The 23,702-nt window shown below is 52.9% G+C and carries 3 protein-coding genes and 1 pseudogene; all 4 read left to right on the top strand.

What is annotated here, in order from left to right:
• Positions 1 to 345 precede the first annotated feature (345 nt).
• The 4 genes and pseudogenes from VN12_RS00410 (at position 346) to VN12_RS00395 (ending at position 23,680) form a co-directional block, all read left to right on the top strand.
• The gene (locus VN12_RS00410) at positions 346 to 1,356 is read left to right on the top strand and encodes an IS4 family transposase (RefSeq protein ID WP_256388117.1); all 1,011 of its coding nucleotides are present in this window, start codon (positions 346 to 348) and stop codon (positions 1,354 to 1,356) included.
• Positions 1,350 to 2,650, top strand: a pseudogene (locus VN12_RS00405) (IS256 family transposase). Before VN12_RS00410 ends, VN12_RS00405 begins: the two are co-directional and overlap by 7 nt.
• A 903-nt stretch (positions 2,651 to 3,553) precedes the next feature.
• On the top strand, positions 3,554 to 22,927 hold the full coding sequence (locus VN12_RS00400; protein ID WP_146674970.1) for a VCBS domain-containing protein: 19,374 nt from the start codon (positions 3,554 to 3,556) through the stop codon (positions 22,925 to 22,927).
• Positions 22,928 to 22,951: 24 nt separating this feature from the next.
• Positions 22,952 to 23,680 (top strand): PEP-CTERM sorting domain-containing protein, encoded by a 729-nt coding sequence (locus tag VN12_RS00395; protein WP_146674969.1) that lies wholly within the window; start codon positions 22,952 to 22,954, stop codon positions 23,678 to 23,680.
• Positions 23,681 to 23,702 lie beyond the last annotated feature (22 nt).

Here is a 23,702-nt window from a genome sequence, read left to right as displayed (position 1 = left end):
CGATGGTGCGAATCGCGCAAAGTCACAAGGACCTGTATTTTGCTGGACTTCTGACAACCCAGGATATTGAAAAGTCTTTTTTGAGAAAGCGTGTAAATCCCGAGGTGCACTCTATGACCCTCTGACGGTTGTGACCGTCTTCTTGGCTCAAACTCTAAGCGCCGATCATTCTTGCCGAGAAGTCGTATCGAAGCTTTTATCATGGCGACTCAGCAAAAGGCTACCCGCCTGTTCAGCCAATACTGAGGCTATTGCGTGGCTCGGGACACGTTGCCGGAAAAAGGGTGCGAGGCATTAGCGCGAAACATCGGACGCGATCTTTGTAACGACGCTCCCAAGAGCTGATTGTGGAAAGGTCGGGAGGTAAGAATTGTCGATGGATCCACGGTGAAAATGCCTGGCACCGCTGAAATGCTGGCGGAGTACCCTCAGGAGTCGCAGCAGCGACCGGGAGTTGGCTTTCCGCTTGCAAGGATTCTGGTTGTGTTTTCGCTCGCGGTTGGAGCGGTAGTGGAAATGGCGATTGGCCCTTATCAAGGTAAGGGCACCGGCGAAACTTCGATGTTTCGAAGGCTTTTGCATCGCTTCTCAGTAGGAGATGTCATCCTTGCTGATCGCTATTTTTCGGGTTGGTTTGATATGGTGCTTTGCGGTGCAAACAGACTAGATCTTGTCGTTCGCATGAATGAATCGCGCAAAGCAGATTTTCGAAAAGGCACTTGGCTCGGGAAAGATGATCACATAATCCGGATCAAGAGGCCGTCGCGGCCTCAATGGATGTCAGTCGAAGACTATAGTGAGTGCCCAAAGGAGATTGAGCTTCGAGAGGTGCGCATACGTGTCCATCAAAAGGGGTTTCGCACGAAGACGATTATCGTGCACACAACACTCCTCGATGCAGAGCAATATACCAAGGAGGACATTGGAAAAATCTTTCGCCAGCGATGGAACGCGGAGCTTAACCTTCGATCCCTCAAGACAACGATGCATATGGAATACCTGCGATGCAAAACCCCACATCGTATTCGAAACGAATTCTACATCAATTTGGTCGCGTACAACTTAATACGCAGAGCCATTGCACTGGCTGCTATCCAGGCTGACACAAAGCCATGGCACGTTAGTTTCAAAGGAGCTATCCAGACTCTCAATAATTTTCTAGCCATACTGACGACTCCGATTGAGGCGATGCAATGGTGTCTTCAACTGCTCTATGCAATCGCAGCTCATGAGGTAGGTAAACGGCCCGATCGCGTTGAACCCCGTGCCGTCAAACTCCGCCCTAAGATGTACGCGCGACTCAGTAAACCTCGCGCACAGTATGAAAGGCTTGGGAAGCGTCCCACTAATTGTTGAAAGTTGAAAGATGTTCTCCCGGAGGGCAGAATCTGCCCTTCGCAACTTTTCAATTTTCGTCGGCGGCAACCGACGGGGAGATCATCATGAATGAAGTTAGTCTTTTGCAATCTCTTGGGCAAGTTTCTGCGTCAGAAACCGGAGAAATCTTTCGAGCGTTCTTACGGGGGCACGTCCGCCAGATGATTTGTGAAGTCATGGCCGCCGAAGTCACTGAGCTTTGTGGACCCAAGCACGATCCGTCATCGAGCGATCTTTATCGCGCGGGATCCGCCTCGGGGCGAGTGCTTTTGGAGGGCGAGCGGGAGGAGGTCGTTCGGCCACGTGTGCGTCAGAAGTCCTCGGACGGGACCAGCTGCGAAGTCGAACTGGCCAGCTACCGGGCGGCCAAAGATCCGCAGCAGTTGCAAGCTCAGATCGTCCAAGCGATCGTCTCGGGCGTCAGCTCACGAGCCATTGAGGAGATTAAGCCAAACTCTCCGGGCGTCAAACGCTCGAGTGTTTCACGGCTTTAGCAGGAAGCTGGTTGCCGGTTGGTTGATCAACTACGCGGTAAAGATCTTGGCTCGATCACGTGGTGTGCATTGATGCTTGACGGAATACGATTAAGCAAGGACCAGACGGCGGTCGTGGCTTTGGGGATCGACAACGAAGGTAACAAGCATGTCCTGGATTTCGTTTTGGGAAGCAGCGAAAACATCGAGATTTCACGTGAACTGATGCGTCGAATCGTCGGGCGTGGCTTCGCTTGCTCGCATCGTCTGTACGTCGTACTCGATGGCAGTGATGCGTTGCGTGGGGCGGTAAAAGAATCCTTTACCGACTGCGTCGTGCAACGTTGCTTGGTGCATAAGGAGCGAAACATCAAAGGCAAATTATCCAAGCGTCATTGGGGCGAACTATCGCGGTTGTTTACGCGTATTCGCAGCGTGCAAGGGATCGCGGCCGCTGAGGAAGTGTTCAAAGAGTTGAAATCGTTCTTGAAGCCGATCAATGCGGAGGCTTACAAGAGTCTACAGGAGGCCGGTGAGGACCTTTTGGCGTTGCAACGTCTTAATGTCCCCAACACGCTTCACCGTTCGCTGCTGAGCACCAACGCGATCGAGAACTCTTTCTTAAACACACGTCGCAAGATCGATCGAGTAACCCGTTTTCGAGCCGAGACGGATCAAGCCTCACGCTGGCTTTCGTATGCGCTACTCGAAGCAGAGAAGGGCTTCCGCAAGATCGCAGGGCATCAGTCGCTACCTGACTGATCGCGGCATTGTCGCGTCCCGAGGGGGCACCCACCTGATCGGCTTCGCCGCCATTTCCAATCGCCTCGGCGATTGGAAATGGCGGCGAGCAGTTGAAAGTCAAGTCAAGTAACCCTAAGTTTTCACCAGCGAGACCATCAAGAGTTTCAACAACAAATGGGACATCCCCCTTTCGGCAATGGGCCCCTTCAGTGGTGCGATACCGGCACGCATAGCGTGCCGGTTCTTTCCCGGAAAACCGCTTTGTCCCACAACGCCAACGGATCTGCTGCTGTTGCTCTTGACCTGTTGGTGCACGTTGTCTCGACCAGATTCTCCCCGACCATTCGTTGCCAAGCATCTCGGCGGGGGCGGTCCCGTGCTTCCTTTTCCGGACCTTTCTGGTCTGATCGTCCAATTCGCCGGCACGTTCTCGCCATCTTCACGGATTTCTCTCGTTCGAAGCTTGCAAACACCTATTGGGTGAAGTTTAATCAGTCATCGGATTAGACAAGGTAGGCAAGGAGTGCTGGTCTTCTTCGAACTGGACGCCAACAGTATTTCCTTGTTTTGTGAGCATGGTCGCTTGCGGACAAGAGCCCCGATCAGCATCCTCCATGCCATTGCCTCTCGAGAACGCCCGAACTCTCAGCCATCGAAACCGCAACCTCCCATCGTGGAGGCATCTTTCGTTTTCTGCGCGGGCCGAGGCATTCGCTGGTAAAAAACCATCTGGATTTCGAGCCTACCTGAAAACGGTCAGCCGCTCTGGTGCTAGCCTTGGTCTCCGACGGTATTCGGGTAAGCACTTTGGCGAAAAGATTGAGTATTCCGGGCGACCGTCGGTCGCTTGGATCGGCAAGGGAGCGAGTTATTCACGTCCTGTTCTTGGCCATGAAGGCCAATCGAACGAATTGATTTTGAAACCATTTTTGCAATTAGTCATTGAGCGATAGAACAACATGAGCATTCGACGCAACCATCGAAACGGCAACACCCAACGCGCAGTCCGCAATCAGCTGAAGTCACAGCGGCTGCGGGATCGCGTCCGCGAGAGTTCGCGAGTGTTTATGGAGCGGCATCAATCGAGAATGACTTGGTGGTCCCGCACGTTCCGCGTACCGATGGTCGCTTCTGGGTGGCTCTTCTCGAAGGCGAGCACGTTGTGGATCGCCATGATGTCCTTGCTCGGTCTCCGCTCCCCTGGCCAAACCATCCGCCTCGACCGTCGCCGCGGCGATGTTCAAAAAGCCAAACGTCGCGCCAAAGTACGTGGCTTGATCCATGAGCCACTCGAAGCTCGGCAATTGTTGGCGTCCGACCTGTATGTCGGCAATCTTGCCACAGAAGGTGTCAATACTGTCGACTTCGCGCTTACCTCGGACGCAAATTCCAATTCTGTTATCGAGAGTGGTGACACGGTAACATGGCTAGGTGCAGACCAAGCGAGTGGCGGCACGGGGGCAGCAGTTGATGTCACCGGCTTGACGTTCGGCAGCGTGACATCGAGTAAAGGCGCCTTCGGCAGCATTCAAGCGGCCATCAATTCCGCTACTGCCGGTGATACTATCTTCATCGCGCCAGGCACCTACAATGAAAATATAATCATCGACCGAGCGATCACGCTTAAAGGATCAGTAGACACTAATGGAGTTCCCACCACGATCTTGAACTCGTTAGGAGCTCAAATCAATGTCTCAGGCACGCTTAGCACCGGAAACGTTACGATCGAGAACATCTCCTTCGATGGCCAAAATGGCGCTGCGTCTCTAGGCGTTTACGTTCCGAACACGACGACAGCAGGAACCGTAACCGTCAAAAATGGTGTGTTCACTGGCTTTAACACCAGCGCCATCGGAATCTTCGGCAATACATCTACCGGACTTTCTGCATCGAGTATCGTAATTGAAGGTTCCAGCTTCGCAAACAACGGCACATCTGGTACGGGTGGGACCGGCGATATTCAAATTTTTGAATACAATGGAAACGTGACACTGAAAGACCTGACACTGGTCGGAAGTGCAACGGCAACAACGGGAGCCCGGCTTGGCGTCCAGCTTCGTGGTGTAGGTGCAATTGACGGAAACGGCGTCATCGCTTCGGGCAATGTCTCGCTCAACAACATCGACATATCAGGAAGCTACCGAACGCAAATGCTCGGTATTCAGCGCTACAGCGTTCCGAACATCACCTTCACCGATGTCAAGCTAGGCGGCGATACATCCGCTGTCACTGGAGCGTTCGGTGCTTCCTTGCGGTTTGACGCGGTAGGGACAGGAACGATTGAATCGCCCGCCAGCATTGACTTAGGCAACACTGCGTTTCGAGGGCTATCTGCCACGAGTGCACAACGCCATGAGCTTGAGATTGCACCGGATAACAACTTCACTTTCCTACGAGCCAATGCAACCGGCACATCTTGGGTATTGGATTCAAGCACAGTCGCTGCATCGGCGTTGACTGAATCTCAAGCGATATCCGTTGAAGATCGCATTCTGCACTACACCGACGCCTTGCATCCTACTCATGGAACCTTTAAAGGTTTTGTCTCGGTGAAGAACAACCAAGCGGTTGTCACGACGGACACTGTGTCGTCTAACCTCGTCAATGGTTCGATTGCTCGTGCTCAGGACGTATTGACCAGTGGCGGAACGGTTCTTGTTGAAGCGGGCACGTTCACCGAAAATGCCACACTAACCAAGGGCTTGACTGTTAAGGGTGCAAATGCGGGTGTGGCCGGTATAAGCACCACGCGGGGTGCGGAGTCAACGATCGTCGGCATTACGACAATCAACTCGGCCGATTCAGTGACGATCAATGGCATCCAATTTTTGGCCACATCAACCAGCGGCAACACAGGCCCAGCCAATCCGGCATTAAACATCCTGACTGTTGGCACAGGAAGCACACACACAATCACCAACTCGGTGTTCTTCAACGAGACAAACGGTGGCACTTCCGATGCACGCGCGATTTCGATTTCTCCAATTGCCATGGGATCGATCGCAATCACCAATAACTTGATCACAGGCACGTCGCTTGGCAAATATGGTACAGCGGCGTGGGGGCGTGGAATTTGGTCCGACGGTAGCGGAGTAGCGTTGACCATATCCGGCAACACGTTCAACAGCACGCGTTCCGCGATTAATCTTGACACACCGACAACGGATCCAGTTGTTTCGAACAACACGTTCGCACTTGCAGGAACGGGCATTTCGTACGGCCCGGTTGGACCATTCGCCGTTTCGAATTTGACCAACAACACATTCGTCGATGTTGATTCCGACATCAACGCGCGTAACGTCCCAGGCAATTTCTCAATTGACCTCAGCGCTGGCGGCAATACCTCTAGCAGCGGTCAAGTCACCGTCGTGCTCGGTGGTGTAGGCAGTGATACGATCGTGGGAACATCAGGAGCCGACTTCCTGGACGGCAATAACTTGAATAGCAACTCGGACAATGACACATTCACCGGTGGCGCAGGCGACGACACCATTCTAGGCAAGGGTGGCAACGATACCGCGATTTACACCGAAGCATTGACAGAATCCCAGATTACTCCAGATGGTAGTGTCTTGGTTAGCTCAACGACGCTGGCTGGTTGGAAAGTAACAGGTACCACTACCAGCGGTACAGACCAATTGATCGACGTGGAAACGGTCGTTGATTCGACCGGAAAGACCTATCGCTTGGTAGGTCGAGGTGGATTCGATTCCATTCAGTCGGCGATCGATGCCGCGAACGCCGGCGACATCATCTTGATCGCTCCTGGAACATTCGTCGAGGATGTAAACGTCACTAAAGCGGGCGTTACAGTCAAGGGGGCAGGTAGCGACGCTACCACGGTTAGCGGAGCGATAGGCGGGGCAGTTGCAACGATCCAGGTCAGCGCAAGCAACGTGACCATCGAAGACGTTCGAATTACGCGTGAGGGAAATAACACAACCGACTGGAATAACTCTGGTCTGAACTCCGCCGGAGTCGCTGTGATCGGGACGGCAATCTCTGGAATGACGGTTCGTCGTACGTTAATTGTGGGCAATCGCACGGGCATTGACATCAACAATACGTCGGGCCACACAATCGTGAATAACACGATCACGAATAACCGTACCGGAATGATACTTAGGAATCAAACGAACAACCTGACGGTTGAAAGCAACTTTATTACAAACAACTGGACCTCGGGCGTATTGTTCCTCGATGCAAGTAATGGCAGCAACGTTCCCGTTCAAGAAGCGTTGAACTCAGCATTCCGGTTTAATAACATAAGTGGAAACTGGTATGCACAGGTAGAGGATCGCCAATACGGTAGTTCAGTGGCAGCGCCAGGTACGAATTTAAAGAATTTCTCATCGAACTGGTTTGGTTCGTCCACTCCTTCGGTGAGTACGGTTCAGGGGGGTGAACCGGGATACGCGGATCAAATACCAGTAGGCTTTGGTGGTGCCGCCGTCGCTCCTCCCGCTGGTCCCGGCCTTGAAGCAATTCGTGGCAGTGCTTCCGCAAACATTGACTTCAGCCCGACTCTTGCATCGGGAATAGACACGAATCCTGGCACGGTTGGTTTCCAACCGGATTTGTCCCATCTCTTGACGCATGCGAACAGCCCACAAGTTGGTTCTGTCGGTAAGATTCAAGAAGCGATAAATCTCTTGTCAGACGGCGTCCTGACGGGGGGGGCGAGAATGGTTGAGGTTACCGAAGGAATCTACGATGAGACTTTCATCGTCAATAAGCCCTCCACGATCGATGGTACTGGTGTTGCTTCGATTAAAAGAACCTCTGGATCGCAGCAGATTATTTCCACAATCGCCTCTACCAACGTCACCATTCGAGATCTGAGCATTCAAGTAAACCAGAATGATAACGGCGCGGGGCAACCCATCGCCCCGGTGGGGATAGGAGCCACGCCCGCAACCACGTCGGACTTCAATGGTTTGGTCATCGAGAACAATACGATCACGTCGATTGGCAATTCCCCTGCAAATTGGTCAGGGTCTCCAAGCTTTAGTGTGCGAGCGGCGGGGATAGTGCTTTATGACAGCCCATCTGGGGGAATTCCTGCGATCACGATTACCAACAACAATGTGAATGTCACGAGTGGCACCAGCTTCTTCCAACGGGCGGTTTGGTTTGCGCAATTGAATGCGACTGTTACTGGTAACACATTTGCAGGTTCTGCAAACGACTTGATTTTCCAATTTCCATCCGGTGCTCCTTCCTCCATAACCAATAACGCATTCAATGGTGCCCATATTAGCGGTGGCGGCGGCTTGGTAGTTGCAGATCCGAATGCGGGTGCTCCAGTGACGATCCAGAATAATGCTTTTAACCCGTCTCTGAGTATCGCGGCTTCTGTTCCGCGCACCTCTCTGCAGGTCAATCGTAACGTAGCGAGCGGTTCCCCCATCTCGATTATAAGCAACACGTTTAATAATAGTGTTACGGCCGTCGATGTAGGCGGTGCTCGCGATGTGTCCGTCAATGGCAATGTCTTCAACCCGAAGGGAGATTTGACGGCCGCAGGCCTTACCTTTACCCATGTTCGTGTCAATTCGCAGTCAGCAAGTTCGAATGGCGCTGATTCTAGCCCCGTTAATACGGTGATCGACGACAATGCATTTGGTGCATCGACCGGGTCTACCGGAACAGCAATTCAGATCTCGGACACTTTGCCGGCAAGCAATTTTGTTGGTGTAACTATCGGTGGAACAGGAGACAATACCTACAGTTTGGGAATTAGCACGGGTGTGCAAGTAACCGGAGGGCGAGCAATTGTTGCCGATTCAGTATCGAACACATCTACTGGTGTACTTGTGACGGGTGGTGTAGCGGTTCTTTCAGGCGCTACGCTTGCGAATAATGAAACCGGAGTGTCGACCAGCTCCGCAGGGTCGCTTGAGGTTCTGCCAGGAAGTGCTGTAACTGGCGGTGATGTCGGCCTAAGTTTCTCCGGAACTGCAGCCTCGTTGGTGGGAAACTCGCTCAACAATCTTAGCTTCAGTGGCCAAGCGGTGGATTATGTGGTGCTAAGCAGTAATGCTTTGGACAATCTAGAGATCAACGCTATTCAAGCAACGTTTGAGGGCTTCTTGGGTGCGGCTGTAACGGTAGCTCAGAACTTTGCGATCGAAGATAAAATCGTTCATGCCATCGATGATGAAAACACCGGCTTCGTAAGGGTGAATAGTGGACATGTATATGTCACCCCCAATAGCTTTGCGTCAACAAATGCTTCGCCTAGCGTGCAAAGAGCAATTGATGCTGCGTCTGCGGGGGATACGGTCCATATTCAGGGCGGATCTAGCTATACCGGGGGAGCTAATGCGTCAGGCAAATCCATTATTTTGTCACCCGGCAGTAGTCCTGCAAGAGTTACTGTTGATGGGGACCTCGTCCTAAACTCGGGCGATGTTCTGCTGATTGAGGCGTTTGGCACAAATGCGGCGTCGGAGTATGATAATTTTGTCGTGAATGGGAATGTGGTTGTTTCGGGAGCGACCTTGAATTTTGTCGTCGATCCCTCCTACGTTCCATTGCATAATGACGCCCTAGCAATTGTTTCAACCACGGGCACGGTGACAGGGGAATTTTCGAATACGACGGTAAGTATCGTCAGCCGACCAAACGCGAAGTCAATTGCTGACACGAAGTGGGATGTGTCTTACGCGAGTGCCAGTGGAATAGTACTTGCCCGGGACTTGCAGGCAGATGAGTCTTTGCCTGTTAGTGTGTCCCTTCCTGCCTTCGCCGGAAATGGTACCGTCTCGTCGGTTCCTTATGTTGTCTCGGGGTTGGATGGCGACGCTGTTGCGACGTTGACCTTTACGGATTCTTTATTTAACACGGTTGAAGTGAGCAATGTAATTTCAAATGGAGCTGTTGACTTGGCCGGTTTGGTGGATGGCGTTATTACACTTGCCGTGTCGGTGATCGATAACGTTGGCAATGTGGCTACCGGGGCAGGTGACAGCACGACAAAGGACACCGATAGTCCTGATGCTCCGGTTGTGTTGTCCATCACTAGGGATACCGGGTTAGTATCGACAAATGGAAAAACAAGCGACAACACGATTCTTTTCAGTGGCACCGCTGAGCCAAACAGCTCAATTTCAGTTTATAGCGGTGTTGGCCTTCTAGGGGACACCGTTGCTGATGGGGCAGGGCTATGGTCGTTTGACTATACTGGCACGACTCTGGCGGACGGAACATACAGCATCACGGCCATTGCGACCGACAACGCCAGTAACCCCAGTCCTCCCTCCGCAGCCTTCACCTTAGTAATTGAAACAGAGGCGCCCGAGATTTACGCAGTGTCGGGCACAGGAGATGTTCTTGAACCTTTAGCTACTGCAGGTTTGAGTATTGCCACGGGCACAATTTCCTTTCAAGATTTGCAATCCGAAGACCCCAGCATCACTCTGACTCCACTCTCGCAAGTAGTCTCTCCGAGCTTGCCCGGAGGACCGATTGGACCAGTTGGCTCGCTGTCAGTTTCGACGACAGATTCGGCGTTCGATGATCAGTTGGGCGAAGTTGAGTGGACATACAGCGTAAGCAACGCGGCAATCAATTTCCTCGCGTATGGGCAGACGCTTACACGAACCTTCCGAGTTCGTCTAAGTGATCCTTCCGATGCAACAAAGTTCGACGAATTTACGGTCACAGTGACTGTGACCGGATCGAATGATGCTCCGGTCATTAACTCGATTGCATCAACGAGTCTCAATGAGCAAACGGATACAAACCCAGTTGTCGCGACGATACCAGTGACGTTTTCGGACGCTGACTTAGTTGATATCGGCCATGTAGTAAGTGTTAACAGCGTAGTTGCCTCCGGAGCTACCACGGGCCTAGCTCTTTCAACGGCAGACTTACTTGCTCTAATAACGCCTAACGCGGTAATCAAGAACAGTGGTGCGTCAACCGGATCCGTTAATCTTAATTTTAGTGCGCCGAGCGCCGCTTTTGACTATCTTCGCCAGGGAGACGTCCTAAATCTCACCTATTCAATTGCCATCAACGATGGAGAAGCGGCAAACAACGAAGGAGCCAGGAGCTTCCTGATTCAAATCACTGGTACCAACGATGCGCCTGTTCTTGGTTTCGTTCAGGACTTTGAGACGGATACTTCCGGTCTTGTCACAGCCGGTGGCTACGGAGCGGTCAGCGGTCCAGCCACGGGACTCACAGGCGCGACTGGTTCGTACGCTGTTGTCAGTGAAGCCGACGGAACTCCGGATACTGGTCCATTCACACGCTTCGGTGGCTACACCAGTGAATTTGTGAACGGCCAACAAGCGGGCGTTGACGTCTACTTGGATATCACATGGGCATTGAACGAAGGCTTCCAGTACTCGGTTGCTGCTAACAACCAAGCTGGCACGCATCGACGTGACTTCGCATTCTTGGTTCGTTCGACTGGCACGGGAAGGATCGAGATTGGAGCTGCCAATGGAGCCACACAGACGGCCTTGACCTCGACACCTTCGAATGCGGCCACAGTCTTGGCCAGTGGCTGGTATACACTAACGCATGTATTCAATGATGTTAGTGGCGTCCTTTCGGTCGACTTGATCTTGACCAACAAGTCCACTGGCGCTTCGCAAACGATCGCTACGTTGTCTGATCCATCAGATTTGATTGCAACTGCAGTTGGCGGCATTCGCTACGGTTGGTTCACCGACATTAGTCTGCCTAGCGGTTTGGCGATCGATAACCTCAAGCTTGGCGTTTATGAGGGAGCGATTACAGAAGTTGCCGATGGAACTGCGGGCGAAGCCACAGCGACATACAGTGACAGCGGCGTGATCAAGTTCTCCGATGTTGACTTGACCGATACGCATACGGTCGCAGCGACTGCGGGCGCATTAGGTTACATCGGTGTGTTCACGCCAACGATTTCCAATGTAGCCACGGGCAGTGGTCAGGGAGCCGTGAGCTGGACGTTCACCGCGAGCAACAGCGAGTTGGATTACCTTGCTGCAGGCGAGACCCTAACGCAGGTTTACACCATTACCGTTACCGACGTTCCAACGGGCGCGACATCCAGCCAAACTGTAACGATTACCATTACTGGTACCAACGATGCGCCGACAGTGACCGCCACGACGGACGTCAGTGAGACGCTGTCCGAAGGCGATGCGGCCTTGTCGACCAGTGGTTCGTTCAATATTGAAGATGTCGATGTCACCGACGTGGTGACCGTTTCGAACATCACGGTCGCGGCCACAGGCACGACCACAGGAGCGCCTACGAATCTGTTGGGGCTGTTCACTGCAGAGCTCAATGCGACCATCATCGATGGTACAGCAACCACCGGTACAGTGGACTGGACGTTTAATGCTGCGGCCGGAGCGTTTGACTATCTAGCAGCGGGGCAGCAGATTGTTCTGACCTATACTGTCACCGTCTCCGATGACAATGTGCCTGCTGGTTCCGCCACGCAAGACATCGTCATCACGATCACTGGTACCAATGATGCGCCTGTTCTTGGTTTCGTTCAGGACTTTGAGACGGATACTTCCGGTCTTGTCACAGCCGGTGGCTACGGAGCGGTCAGCGGTCCAGCCACGGGACTCACAGGCGCGACTGGTTCGTACGCTGTTGTCAGTGAAGCCGACGGAACTCCGGATACTGGTCCATTCACACGCTTCGGTGGCTACACCAGTGAATTTGTGAACGGCCAACAAGCGGGCGTTGACGTCTACTTGGATATCACATGGGCATTGAACGAAGGCTTCCAGTACTCGGTTGCTGCTAACAACCAAGCTGGCACGCATCGACGTGACTTCGCATTCTTGGTTCGTTCGACTGGCACGGGAAGGATCGAGATTGGAGCTGCCAATGGAGCCACACAGACGGCCTTGACCTCGACACCTTCGAATGCGGCCACAGTCTTGGCCAGTGGCTGGTATACACTAACGCATGTATTCAATGATGTTAGTGGCGTCCTTTCGGTCGACTTGATCTTGACCAACAAGTCCACTGGCGCTTCGCAAACGATCGCTACGTTGTCTGATCCATCAGATTTGATTGCAACTGCAGTTGGCGGCATTCGCTACGGTTGGTTCACCGACATTAGTCTGCCTAGCGGTTTGGCGATCGATAACCTCAAGCTTGGCGTTTATGAGGGAGCGATTACAGAAGTTGCCGATGGAACTGCGGGCGAAGCCACAGCGACATACAGTGACAGCGGCGTGATCAAGTTCTCCGATGTTGACTTGACCGATACGCATACGGTCGCAGCGACTGCGGGCGCATTAGGTTACATCGGTGTGTTCACGCCAACGATTTCCAATGTAGCCACGGGCAGTGGTCAGGGAGCCGTGAGCTGGACGTTCACCGCGAGCAACAGCGAGTTGGATTACCTTGCTGCAGGCGAGACCCTAACGCAGGTTTACACCATTACCGTTACCGACGTTCCAACGGGCGCGACATCCAGCCAAACTGTAACGATTACCATTACTGGTACCAACGATGCGCCGACAGTGACCGCCACGACGGACGTCAGTGAGACGCTGTCCGAAGGCGATGCGGCCTTGTCGACCAGTGGTTCGTTCAATATTGAAGATGTCGATGTCACCGACGTGGTGACCGTTTCGAACATCACGGTCGCGGCCACAGGCACGACCACAGGAGCGCCTACGAATCTGTTGGGGCTGTTCACTGCAGAGCTCAATGCGACCATCATCGATGGTACAGCAACCACCGGTACAGTGGACTGGACGTTTAATGCTGCGGCCGGAGCGTTTGACTATCTAGCAGCGGGGCAGCAGATTGTTCTGACCTATACTGTCACCGTCTCCGATGACAATGTGCCTGCTGGTTCCGCCACGCAAGACATCGTCATCACGATCACTGGTACCAACGATGCGCCGGTGATTAGCATCGAGACGGGAAATGGTGCATCTGCGTTCTTGACAGAGGGCAACGCTGGTTTGACAGCGACAGACACGTTGACGGTGACGGAGTTGGATCGCAACAACATGATTACCACATCGGTAGTGAGCGTTGTTGAGAGTGGAACAGGTCCGACCACTGGCCGTCCGGCAAACGCCGCATTGCTAGGCATGTTCTCAGTGTCGCCAACGACACTGTTGAGTGATACGTCCTCAACCAGTGAGCAATTCACATGGGCGTTTAATAGTGTCAGCGAAGCGTTCAACTACCTAGCAGCAGGCGAGACGCTGATTTTGACGTACACGGTCCGCGCCAGTGACGGTACGGCATCGGATGACCAGGAAGTGGTCATCACGATCACTGGTACCAATGATGCGCCTGTTCTTGGTTTCGTTCAGGACTTTGAGACGGATACTTCCGGTCTTGTCACAGCCGGTGGCTACGGAGCGGTCAGCGGTCCAGCCACGGGACTCACAGGCGCGACTGGTTCGTACGCTGTTGTCAGTGAAGCCGACGGAACTCCGGATACTGGTCCATTCACACGCTTCGGTGGCTACACCAGTGAATTTGTGAACGGCCAACAAGCGGGCGTTGACGTCTACTTGGATATCACATGGGCATTGAACGAAGGCTTCCAGTACTCGGTTGCTGCTAACAACCAAGCTGGCACGCATCGACGTGACTTCGCATTCTTGGTTCGTTCGACTGGCACGGGAAGGATCGAGATTGGAGCTGCCAATGGAGCCACACAGACGGCCTTGACCTCGACACCTTCGAATGCGGCCACAGTCTTGGCCAGTGGCTGGTATACACTAACGCATGTATTCAATGATGTTAGTGGCGTCCTTTCGGTCGACTTGATCTTGACCAACAAGTCCACTGGCGCTTCGCAAACGATCGCTACGTTGTCTGATCCATCAGATTTGATTGCAACTGCAGTTGGCGGCATTCGCTACGGTTGGTTCACCGACATTAGTCTGCCTAGCGGTTTGGCGATCGATAACCTCAAGCTTGGCGTTTATGAGGGAGCGATTACAGAAGTTGCCGATGGAACTGCGGGCGAAGCCACAGCGACATACAGTGACAGCGGCGTGATCAAGTTCTCCGATGTTGACTTGACCGATACGCATACGGTCGCAGCGACTGCGGGCGCATTAGGTTACATCGGTGTGTTCACGCCAACGATTTCCAATGTAGCCACGGGCAGTGGTCAGGGAGCCGTGAGCTGGACGTTCACCGCGAGCAACAGCGAGTTGGATTACCTTGCTGCAGGCGAGACCCTAACGCAGGTTTACACCATTACCGTTACCGACGTTCCAACGGGCGCGACATCCAGCCAAACTGTAACGATTACCATTACTGGTACCAACGATGCGCCGACAGTGACCGCCACGACGGACGTCAGTGAGACGCTGTCCGAAGGCGATGCGGCCTTGTCGACCAGTGGTTCGTTCAATATTGAAGATGTCGATGTCACCGACGTGGTGACCGTTTCGAACATCACGGTCGCGGCCACAGGCACGACCACAGGAGCGCCTACGAATCTGTTGGGGCTGTTCACTGCAGAGCTCAATGCGACCATCATCGATGGTACAGCAACCACCGGTACAGTGGACTGGACGTTTAATGCTGCGGCCGGAGCGTTTGACTATCTAGCAGCGGGGCAGCAGATTGTTCTGACCTATACTGTCACCGTCTCCGATGACAATGTGCCTGCTGGTTCCGCCACGCAAGACATCGTCATCACGATCACTGGTACCAATGATGCGCCTGTTCTTGGTTTCGTTCAGGACTTTGAGACGGATACTTCCGGTCTTGTCACAGCCGGTGGCTACGGAGCGGTCAGCGGTCCAGCCACGGGACTCACAGGCGCGACTGGTTCGTACGCTGTTGTCAGTGAAGCCGACGGAACTCCGGATACTGGTCCATTCACACGCTTCGGTGGCTACACCAGTGAATTTGTGAACGGCCAACAAGCGGGCGTTGACGTCTACTTGGATATCACATGGGCATTGAACGAAGGCTTCCAGTACTCGGTTGCTGCTAACAACCAAGCTGGCACGCATCGACGTGACTTCGCATTCTTGGTTCGTTCGACTGGCACGGGAAGGATCGAGATTGGAGCTGCCAATGGAGCCACACAGACGGCCTTGACCTCGACACCTTCGAATGCGGCCACAGTCTTGGCCAGTGGCTGGTATACACTAACGCATGTATTCAATGATGTTAGTGGCGTCCTTTCGGTCGACTTGATCTTGACCAACAAGTCCACTGGCGCTTCGCAAACGATCGCTACGTTGTCTGATCCATCAGATTTGATTGCAACTGCAGTTGGCGGCATTCGCTACGGTTGGTTCACCGACATTAGTCTGCCTAGCGGTTTGGCGATCGATAACCTCAAGCTTGGCGTTTATGAGGGAGCGATTACAGAAGTTGCCGATGGAACTGCGGGCGAAGCCACAGCGACATACAGTGACAGCGGCGTGATCAAGTTCTCCGATGTTGACTTGACCGATACGCATACGGTCGCAGCGACTGCGGGCGCATTAGGTTACATCGGTGTGTTCACGCCAACGATTTCCAATGTAGCCACGGGCAGTGGTCAGGGAGCCGTGAGCTGGACGTTCACCGCGAGCAACAGCGAGTTGGATTACCTTGCTGCAGGCGAGACCCTAACGCAGGTTTACACCATTACCGTTACCGACGTTCCAACGGGCGCGACATCCAGCCAAACTGTAACGATTACCATTACTGGTACCAACGATGCGCCGACAGTGACCGCCACGACGGACGTCAGTGAGACGCTGTCCGAAGGCGATGCGGCCTTGTCGACCAGTGGTTCGTTCAATATTGAAGATGTCGATGTCACCGACGTGGTGACCGTTTCGAACATCACGGTCGCGGCCACAGGCACGACCACAGGAGCGCCTACGAATCTGTTGGGGCTGTTCACTGCAGAGCTCAATGCGACCATCATCGATGGTACAGCAACCACCGGTACAGTGGACTGGACGTTTAATGCTGCGGCCGGAGCGTTTGACTATCTAGCAGCGGGGCAGCAGATTGTTCTGACCTATACTGTCACCGTCTCCGATGACAATGTGCCTGCTGGTTCCGCCACGCAAGACATCGTCATCACGATCACTGGTACCAACGATGCGCCGGTGATTAGCATCGAGACGGGAAATGGTGCATCTGCGTTCTTGACAGAGGGCAACGCTGGTTTGACAGCGACAGACACGTTGACGGTGACGGAGTTGGATCGCAACAACATGATTACCACATCGGTAGTGAGCGTTGTTGAGAGTGGAACAGGTCCGACCACTGGCCGTCCGGCAAACGCCGCATTGCTAGGCATGTTCTCAGTGTCGCCAACGACACTGTTGAGTGATACGTCCTCAACCAGTGAGCAATTCACATGGGCGTTTAATAGTGTCAGCGAAGCGTTCAACTACCTAGCAGCAGGCGAGACGCTGATTTTGACGTACACGGTCCGCGCCAGTGACGGTACGGCATCGGATGACCAGGAAGTGGTCATCACGATCACTGGTACCAATGATGCAGCGGTCATCAATGGAGATTCAACTGGCACAGTAGTCGAAGCAAGTGGTGGTGGCGATTCTGCGGTTGATCTGGGAACGCCGACAGCTACTGGCGATTTGAGCGCTGCGGATGTGGATAGCTCAGAAGACTTTATTGGTGCTAGTGGTTCAGCGCTCTATGGAACTTATTCAATCGATGCGAATGGTGGTTGGAGCTACACGCTGAACAACAATCTTCCAGCGGTCAATCAACTGAACGTGGGGCAAATACTTAACGATTCATTCACGGTCACTACGGCTGATGGAACAAGTCAGGTTGTCAGCATCACGATTAATGGTAGGAACGATGCGGTTGCGGCTGGCAACGATGCTTACTTCACCGCACTCAACGCACCACTCGTCGTCAACGCGGTCAATGGCCTGCTCGCTAATGACAATGACGTGGACAATGTTTCCCGCACCGTCGTGAAGGTCAATGGTGCTGCAAATGTGGGAACTCCCGTTATATTGACTCGTGGAACAGTTACCGTCCAGGCGGATGGATCGCTGCTTTACGTTCCGAATCTAAATGCGTTTGGGTTCGATACCTTTAGTTACACAGTTTCTGACGACGGTTTGGAAACAACCGCTACGGTCACTATGGCTATCCTCAGCTCGAACCAATCTCCGATTGCGATTGGGGATTTTGCGTCGACGACGCGTGGTAATGAGGTGAGTGTAAACGTTCTCACGAATGACTTCGATCCTGACTTCGATACGATGTCGGTGATCGCGGTCAATGGCGTGATGTTGCCTGGTACCATACCAGCAACGAGCGGTGGTGGAACACTGTCGATCTCCGGTGGAACGATCACTTACATGCCTGCTTCAGGATTTACAGGTCTTGATGCATTCAGCTATCTCGTTACCGATGGACGCGGCGGATTCTCGGGTGCTCAGGTCCTGATCAATGTAACTGCACCTGCCAATACAGCTCCTGTGTTGACAGTGCCAACCAGTCCGGTTGCTGCAAGCGAGGGAACGGCTGTCGGGTTTACAGCATCGGCAGTCGATACCGATTCACCTGCTCAAACGCTGACATTCAATTTGGCAGGTGCTCCGCTTGGGGCGTCGATCAATCCAACAACCGGAGCGTTTAGCTGGATACCAGGCGAGACGGATGGTGGTACCAGCGTGACATTTGACGTCCTGGTAAGCGATGGCTTGGTCACGGTCAGCAAGCCTGTCACGATCCATGTTGCGGAATCAAATGTCGATCCTGTTGTCAGCGGTCCAACGAACTTGGGAACGATCGTGGAGGACAGTGCACCGATCTCGATCACTGCGGCGCAACTGCTAGCGTTGGCAAGCGATAGTGACTTGCCTCCTCAAACGCTAAGCATCACTGGATTGACGTTGGAGACGACTTCAGCCGGTACGTTGTCGGGTACCGGTCCATCGTGGACATTCACACCGGCCGCTAATTTTAGCGGAACGGTCAGCTTCAGCTTCACCGTAAGTGACGGGGTACTCGCCACGCCCGGGATAGCATCTGGAACTGCGACGTTGAACATCTTTGCAACGAGCGATCCTGATACGATTCAGCCTAATGCGTCATTGCATGTCAGTTCCACGAACGGCAATGGGCAGCTCACTGAGGGAACGGGTAATTCGGCATCCAACTTTGTTGTTGCGACGGACCCAGTGGATGCTCCTGGTCTGGAAATTGGCTTGAGAGCCGATTTACGATTACAAGGAGTAGCTCAACGCGATCCCGCCAACCCAACGAAGTTTTTCGTTCCAGCGGGAACAGCTCAAGGGACACCCAACGGTAACGATATTGTTGGTGACTTCGATGATAACTGGGCACGTTGGAACTACTGGATTTCGATCAACGCGGATACCAATCCATCTGGTACCGAAACGGGCAAGATCGGCGATTTCCAATACACCTTCGTTCTGCGAAATCAAACGACCAACACCATCCTCGGAAGTGGAACCCTGGAACAAGGTCTCATCGCGGCTGGACAAGCAGCGTTGATTCCTGTGATCAACAACTTGTCGCTCTATCAAGACAGCCTTAACTTCGAAGGTCTATTCGGGTCCGCATTCGATCCGAATGAATCGGCAACCTATACGATCGAAGTCATCGCAAGGAACCGTGTCAACGGCTCTGAAGTCCTGGCGAATAAGATCGAAGTGGTTGTGAACAAGGCACCTGTGGCTGTTCCCGATTCGCTGACCGGTACGGAGGACACTGCGGTTACCTTCATCGCATCCCAACTGCTCGGTAACGATTCAGATCCCGATGGAAATTCACTGAAAATCCTGTCCGTGAGTGATGCGACCGACGGAAGCGTTGTGCTCAATCCTGACGGAACAGTGACCTTCACGCCAAACGCGGACTTCTTCGGGACAGCGACGTTCAAATACGTTGCGACCGATAGCAAGCCAATTGATGGCTCGAGCGCTCCCGCTCTGGTCTCGATCGTGATTCCAAACGCAAACGATGCACCGTCCACCGTCAGCTTGGACAACGTCGTCGCGAGCCTACCGGAGAACTCCGATACTTCGTCTCGCGTCAAGATTGCCGATATCGTCGTCACCGACGATGGCTTGGGGACAAACGAGTTGAGTCTTGAAGGTGCTGATGCAGCGTACTTTGAGATCGTGGGCAATGCCCTTTATCTCAGGGCGGGAACTTCGCTCGACTTCGAGGTCAAGCCGACTTATTCAGGTAAGGTGAACGTACAAGATATTTCATTCACCAAGAAACGTTCGGCCGATTTCACGTTCTCGGTAACCAACTTAAACGAGCAACCGGTCGTGAGCGACCAATCGTTCAGTGTTGCCGAGAATAGTGCCAACGGCACGATTGTTGGGTCGATCGCATCGAGCGATGTGGATGCTGGTGATACGCGTACTACGGTTGTGACGGGTGGAACGGGAGCTGCGATCTTCGCAGTGAACCCTGTTACGGGCCAGATCACTGTGGTCAACAGCAGTGCCTTGGATTTTGAATCGGCAGCGAGCTACTCACTCAACGTTACCGTGACCGATGCGGGCGGATTGACCGATACGGCCGAGATTACAATTGACGTGACGAACGTCAATGAAGCCCCTGTGGTTTCGTCTACCACACCTGTGGTTCCGTTAGGAACGACGTTGGAAGACAACCCGTTCGTTATCACGAAGGCAGCGTTGCTGAGCAATGTGGTCGACGTGGATGGACCAGTTCTGAACGTATTGAACTTGGCTTCACCCAATGGAGTGGTCGTTAACAATGGAAACGATACTTGGACCTTTACCCCGGCCGCAGATTTCAACGGAACTGCAACCTTTACCTATCAAGTATCGGATACGATTGCTTCGGCCGTGGCCAACAGTGCGACCCTCACCGTTGATCCGGTGAACGATGCTCCGGTTGCGTTCGATCTGGATCTGACAGGACCGCTTGAGAATCCATTCCCAGCCAACTCGTCGATCACGTTGACGTTGGTAAGTGGCGCACCGGCCAATGCGTTGGAGTTTCCAATCTCCTTGTTGGCAACCGACGTGGATAGCACGTTGTCACCAGCATCGTTCCAGTTTGGAGCCACTGCGACGGTCACCGTCAACGGCGTACCACAAACAGTGCCAGTTGCTGATATCGGCTTTAGCTACACGCCTGCGACGGGAGCGATGGTATTCAATCCCACCGGCTCGGCGCTTCTTAAGACGCTCGGAGCAGGTCAGATCGCCTTTGTGAACATCAAGTTTGGGGTGACCGATAACTTCAACAACGATGGCACACCATTTGACGTAGGAAACTTTAGCTTCAAGGTACTCGGGGTTAACGACGCACCGACCATTACTAGCAATGGTGGTGGTGATTCGGCGTCGGTTAGCGTGAGCGAGAATTCGACTGCGGTTACAACGGTAGTGGCGACCGATAGTGATGTTCCTGCACAAAATCTGGTGTACAGCATTGCCGGAGGTGCGGACGCGATCAAGTTCACCATCCACCCAACGACAGGTGCATTGAGCATTGTCGCAGCTCCAAACTTCGAAATGCCAACCGATGTTGGTGCAGATAACGTTTACGACGTGATCGTGCAAGTTTCGGATGGGGCGTTGACCGACAGCCAATCGATTGCCGTCACAGTAACAAACTCGAACGACGCGCCGGTCGCGGTTAATGATTTCTTTGCCGCGAGCAATAACGCGACGATTGCGTTGAACGTGTTAGCAAACGATTTCGATGTCGATTCGCCAGCTCAGATCATCACCATCATCAATGTCAATGGTACTGCGGTCAACGATGGTTCCATCGTGCTCCTGGGATCGTTTGGGACATTGAACGTGGCTTCGGTCACAAGTCCACCCGCAACGAACTTCAACTTCAATCCTGCTGGTCCTAGCGGAACAACTATGTTCACGTACACCATTCAGGATAGTTCAGGTGCTACATCGACCGCGACGGTAACCTTGTCCATCGCCGGGGTTAACAACGCACCGACAGCGGGAGCGGACACGTTCAATGGATTCGAGGATTTGGCTGTCACCGGAAACGTGCTTGATAACGATTCGGATATCGATGGAAATACGCCGCTTACAGCGGTTCTACTAAGCCAGCCAGTCGCCGTGGTTGGTGGCAATCCAACGACAACGAGTGCAGGAACGGTTTCGATGCTGGCGGACGGAAGCTTTGTTTACACACCGGTGCCAGATTTCTTTGGTGTTGCTCGGTTCATGTATCGAGTCATCGACAGTCGCGGTGGAATAAACACTGCCACGGTCACCCTCAACATGGCCTCGACCAACGACGCTCCTGTTGGCGTGAACAAAACAATAGCTTTGAACAGGGCCCCTGGGGTAACTCCTGGTGCTTACACCCTGATTTTGTCTGACTTTGAGTTAACGGATCCAAAGGATTCGCCAGTCAATGTGCTCGATGCGGTTCGAATCGCTTCGCTTCCCACCACAGGACAGCTTCGATTGAACAATGTGGCTGTGACGGCAGGTCAGGTAGTGAGTGAGGCCGACATTGCTGCTGGAAAGTTGGAGTTCTTCCCAGCCATGAATGTCTTCGGAGCTGCGGCAAGCACGTTTAGTTTCCGCGTCATCGACAACGGCGGTACTTTGAATGGCGGTGTGAACGAGGATCTGACAGCAAAGACAATTACGTTCAGCGTAGCTTCCACGGACACGACAGCACCGCAAATTAGTGGTGTCTATGTGAATTCGGCCGCCTGGAATCCTGTATTTAGGGATTTTGCGGACGGAGGTTTTGATTCCAATGCTCGCGGATATGCTATTCCATTGGGATCATCCAACCAGCTCTTGACCCTACCTTGGGTCAACATCAATCAGATTCTTGTTCAGTTCACAGAAGACGTCGGAGCTAGTTTGTCCGTTAGCGACTTCAGTCTTCTCAGTTCGGTAGCTGGAATTCGAGCTGATGGAGCGACATCTTCGATACCGCAAGTTGTATCGGTTGCTTTCAATCCAACTACGTTCATTGCAACGTTGACGTTGAATCAATCACTTGATGCGTCGGTGATTAACCTTCAGGTTCTCGCAGCGGGCGTCACAGATTCAAGCGGAAATAGGCTTGATGGTGAGTGGAGTAACACGCTTAGTGCGATTTCAGGAAACGGTTTTGCAGGAGGTGATTTCAACTTCCAGTTCAATGTACTTCCTGGGAAGGCAGCACAGGTTATTCCAAATGAAACCTACAGCAATGCGGCGGTCAGTTTTGGTACTGACGGCTTGCTCGTAATCGGCGCGCAAGCAGGTTTCATTGAGGATGGATACGTCGAGTCTCCTTACTCAATTTTCGCCGATATAAATGGTTCTGGGGATTCGGTCGATTCTATTGATGTTGAATCGGTGGTCCGAAGAATCGCAAGTAGACTACTTCGCCCATAGGGTGGAGCTGACTGCGAATTAATTTTGCTCAAAAGTTTTTTAAGGAAGGTATTTATGAGAAGTCTACTTTTTAGCTTGGTCTTGGTAGGATGGCTCCAAAGCCAAGCTTTCGCCGAATTTACATTTCGCGTAGGGAATGGGACCGGTACTTCTAATCCTATTGAAGTGTTGCAGGGTGGTAGTGTGATAGTGCCTATTTACGGCTACTTTGACACTGCTGCTGAGGCGACGAACCTAACTGTTGGAGGATTTAGTGTCGCATTTGATTTGGGTGGAGACGGGAGATTCGTCAACACCAACGCGTTTGTGTTTCCTGATCCGCCGCCATCAACAACTTCGTTTTCCACTACAGGGGTAACGCTTGGAGGCGGATACTCTTCATTTATCGAAGGTAATCCGCCTTCAACGAATGCAAACTGGGACAGGCGATTGAGTGCGACTTTTGTGAGTCCGGCCAGTTTCACGACAACGCCTCAGCGTTTGTTTGATCTCAAGTTCAACGCAGGTAATTCCGTAGGAGTATTTGGAATTAACATTGTGCCAAATGCCCTTTCTCCGACGAACGCGACGCAGGTTTCCGTGAACACTGCGCCCTATGTTTTCCGTGTCGAGCAAGGTTCTTTCCAAATCACAGCAGTTCCAGAACCGTCTTCGATGGCGCTTTTGGGAATTGCCGGTCTTGGTGGATTTGCTTTGCGGCGAATGCGACGAAAAGGTTGCTGCAGTGTAGGGGAAAGCGGATCAGGAGTTTGATTGTTCTCTGACAACGCAATCC

The sequence above is a fragment of the Pirellula sp. SH-Sr6A genome (genome assembly GCF_001610875.1).
Taxonomy (GTDB): domain Bacteria; phylum Planctomycetota; class Planctomycetia; order Pirellulales; family Pirellulaceae; genus JBKCUI01.
The sequence above is the reverse complement of the archived record's forward strand: the minus strand, read 5'-3'. Positions and strand labels throughout refer to the sequence as shown.

Bases quoted from the DNA above. Each gene is read 5' to 3' on its own strand.
- VN12_RS00400 (WP_146674970.1), top strand. From the start codon at position 3,554: ATGAGCATTCGACGCAACCATCGAAACGGCAACACCCAACGCGCAGTC.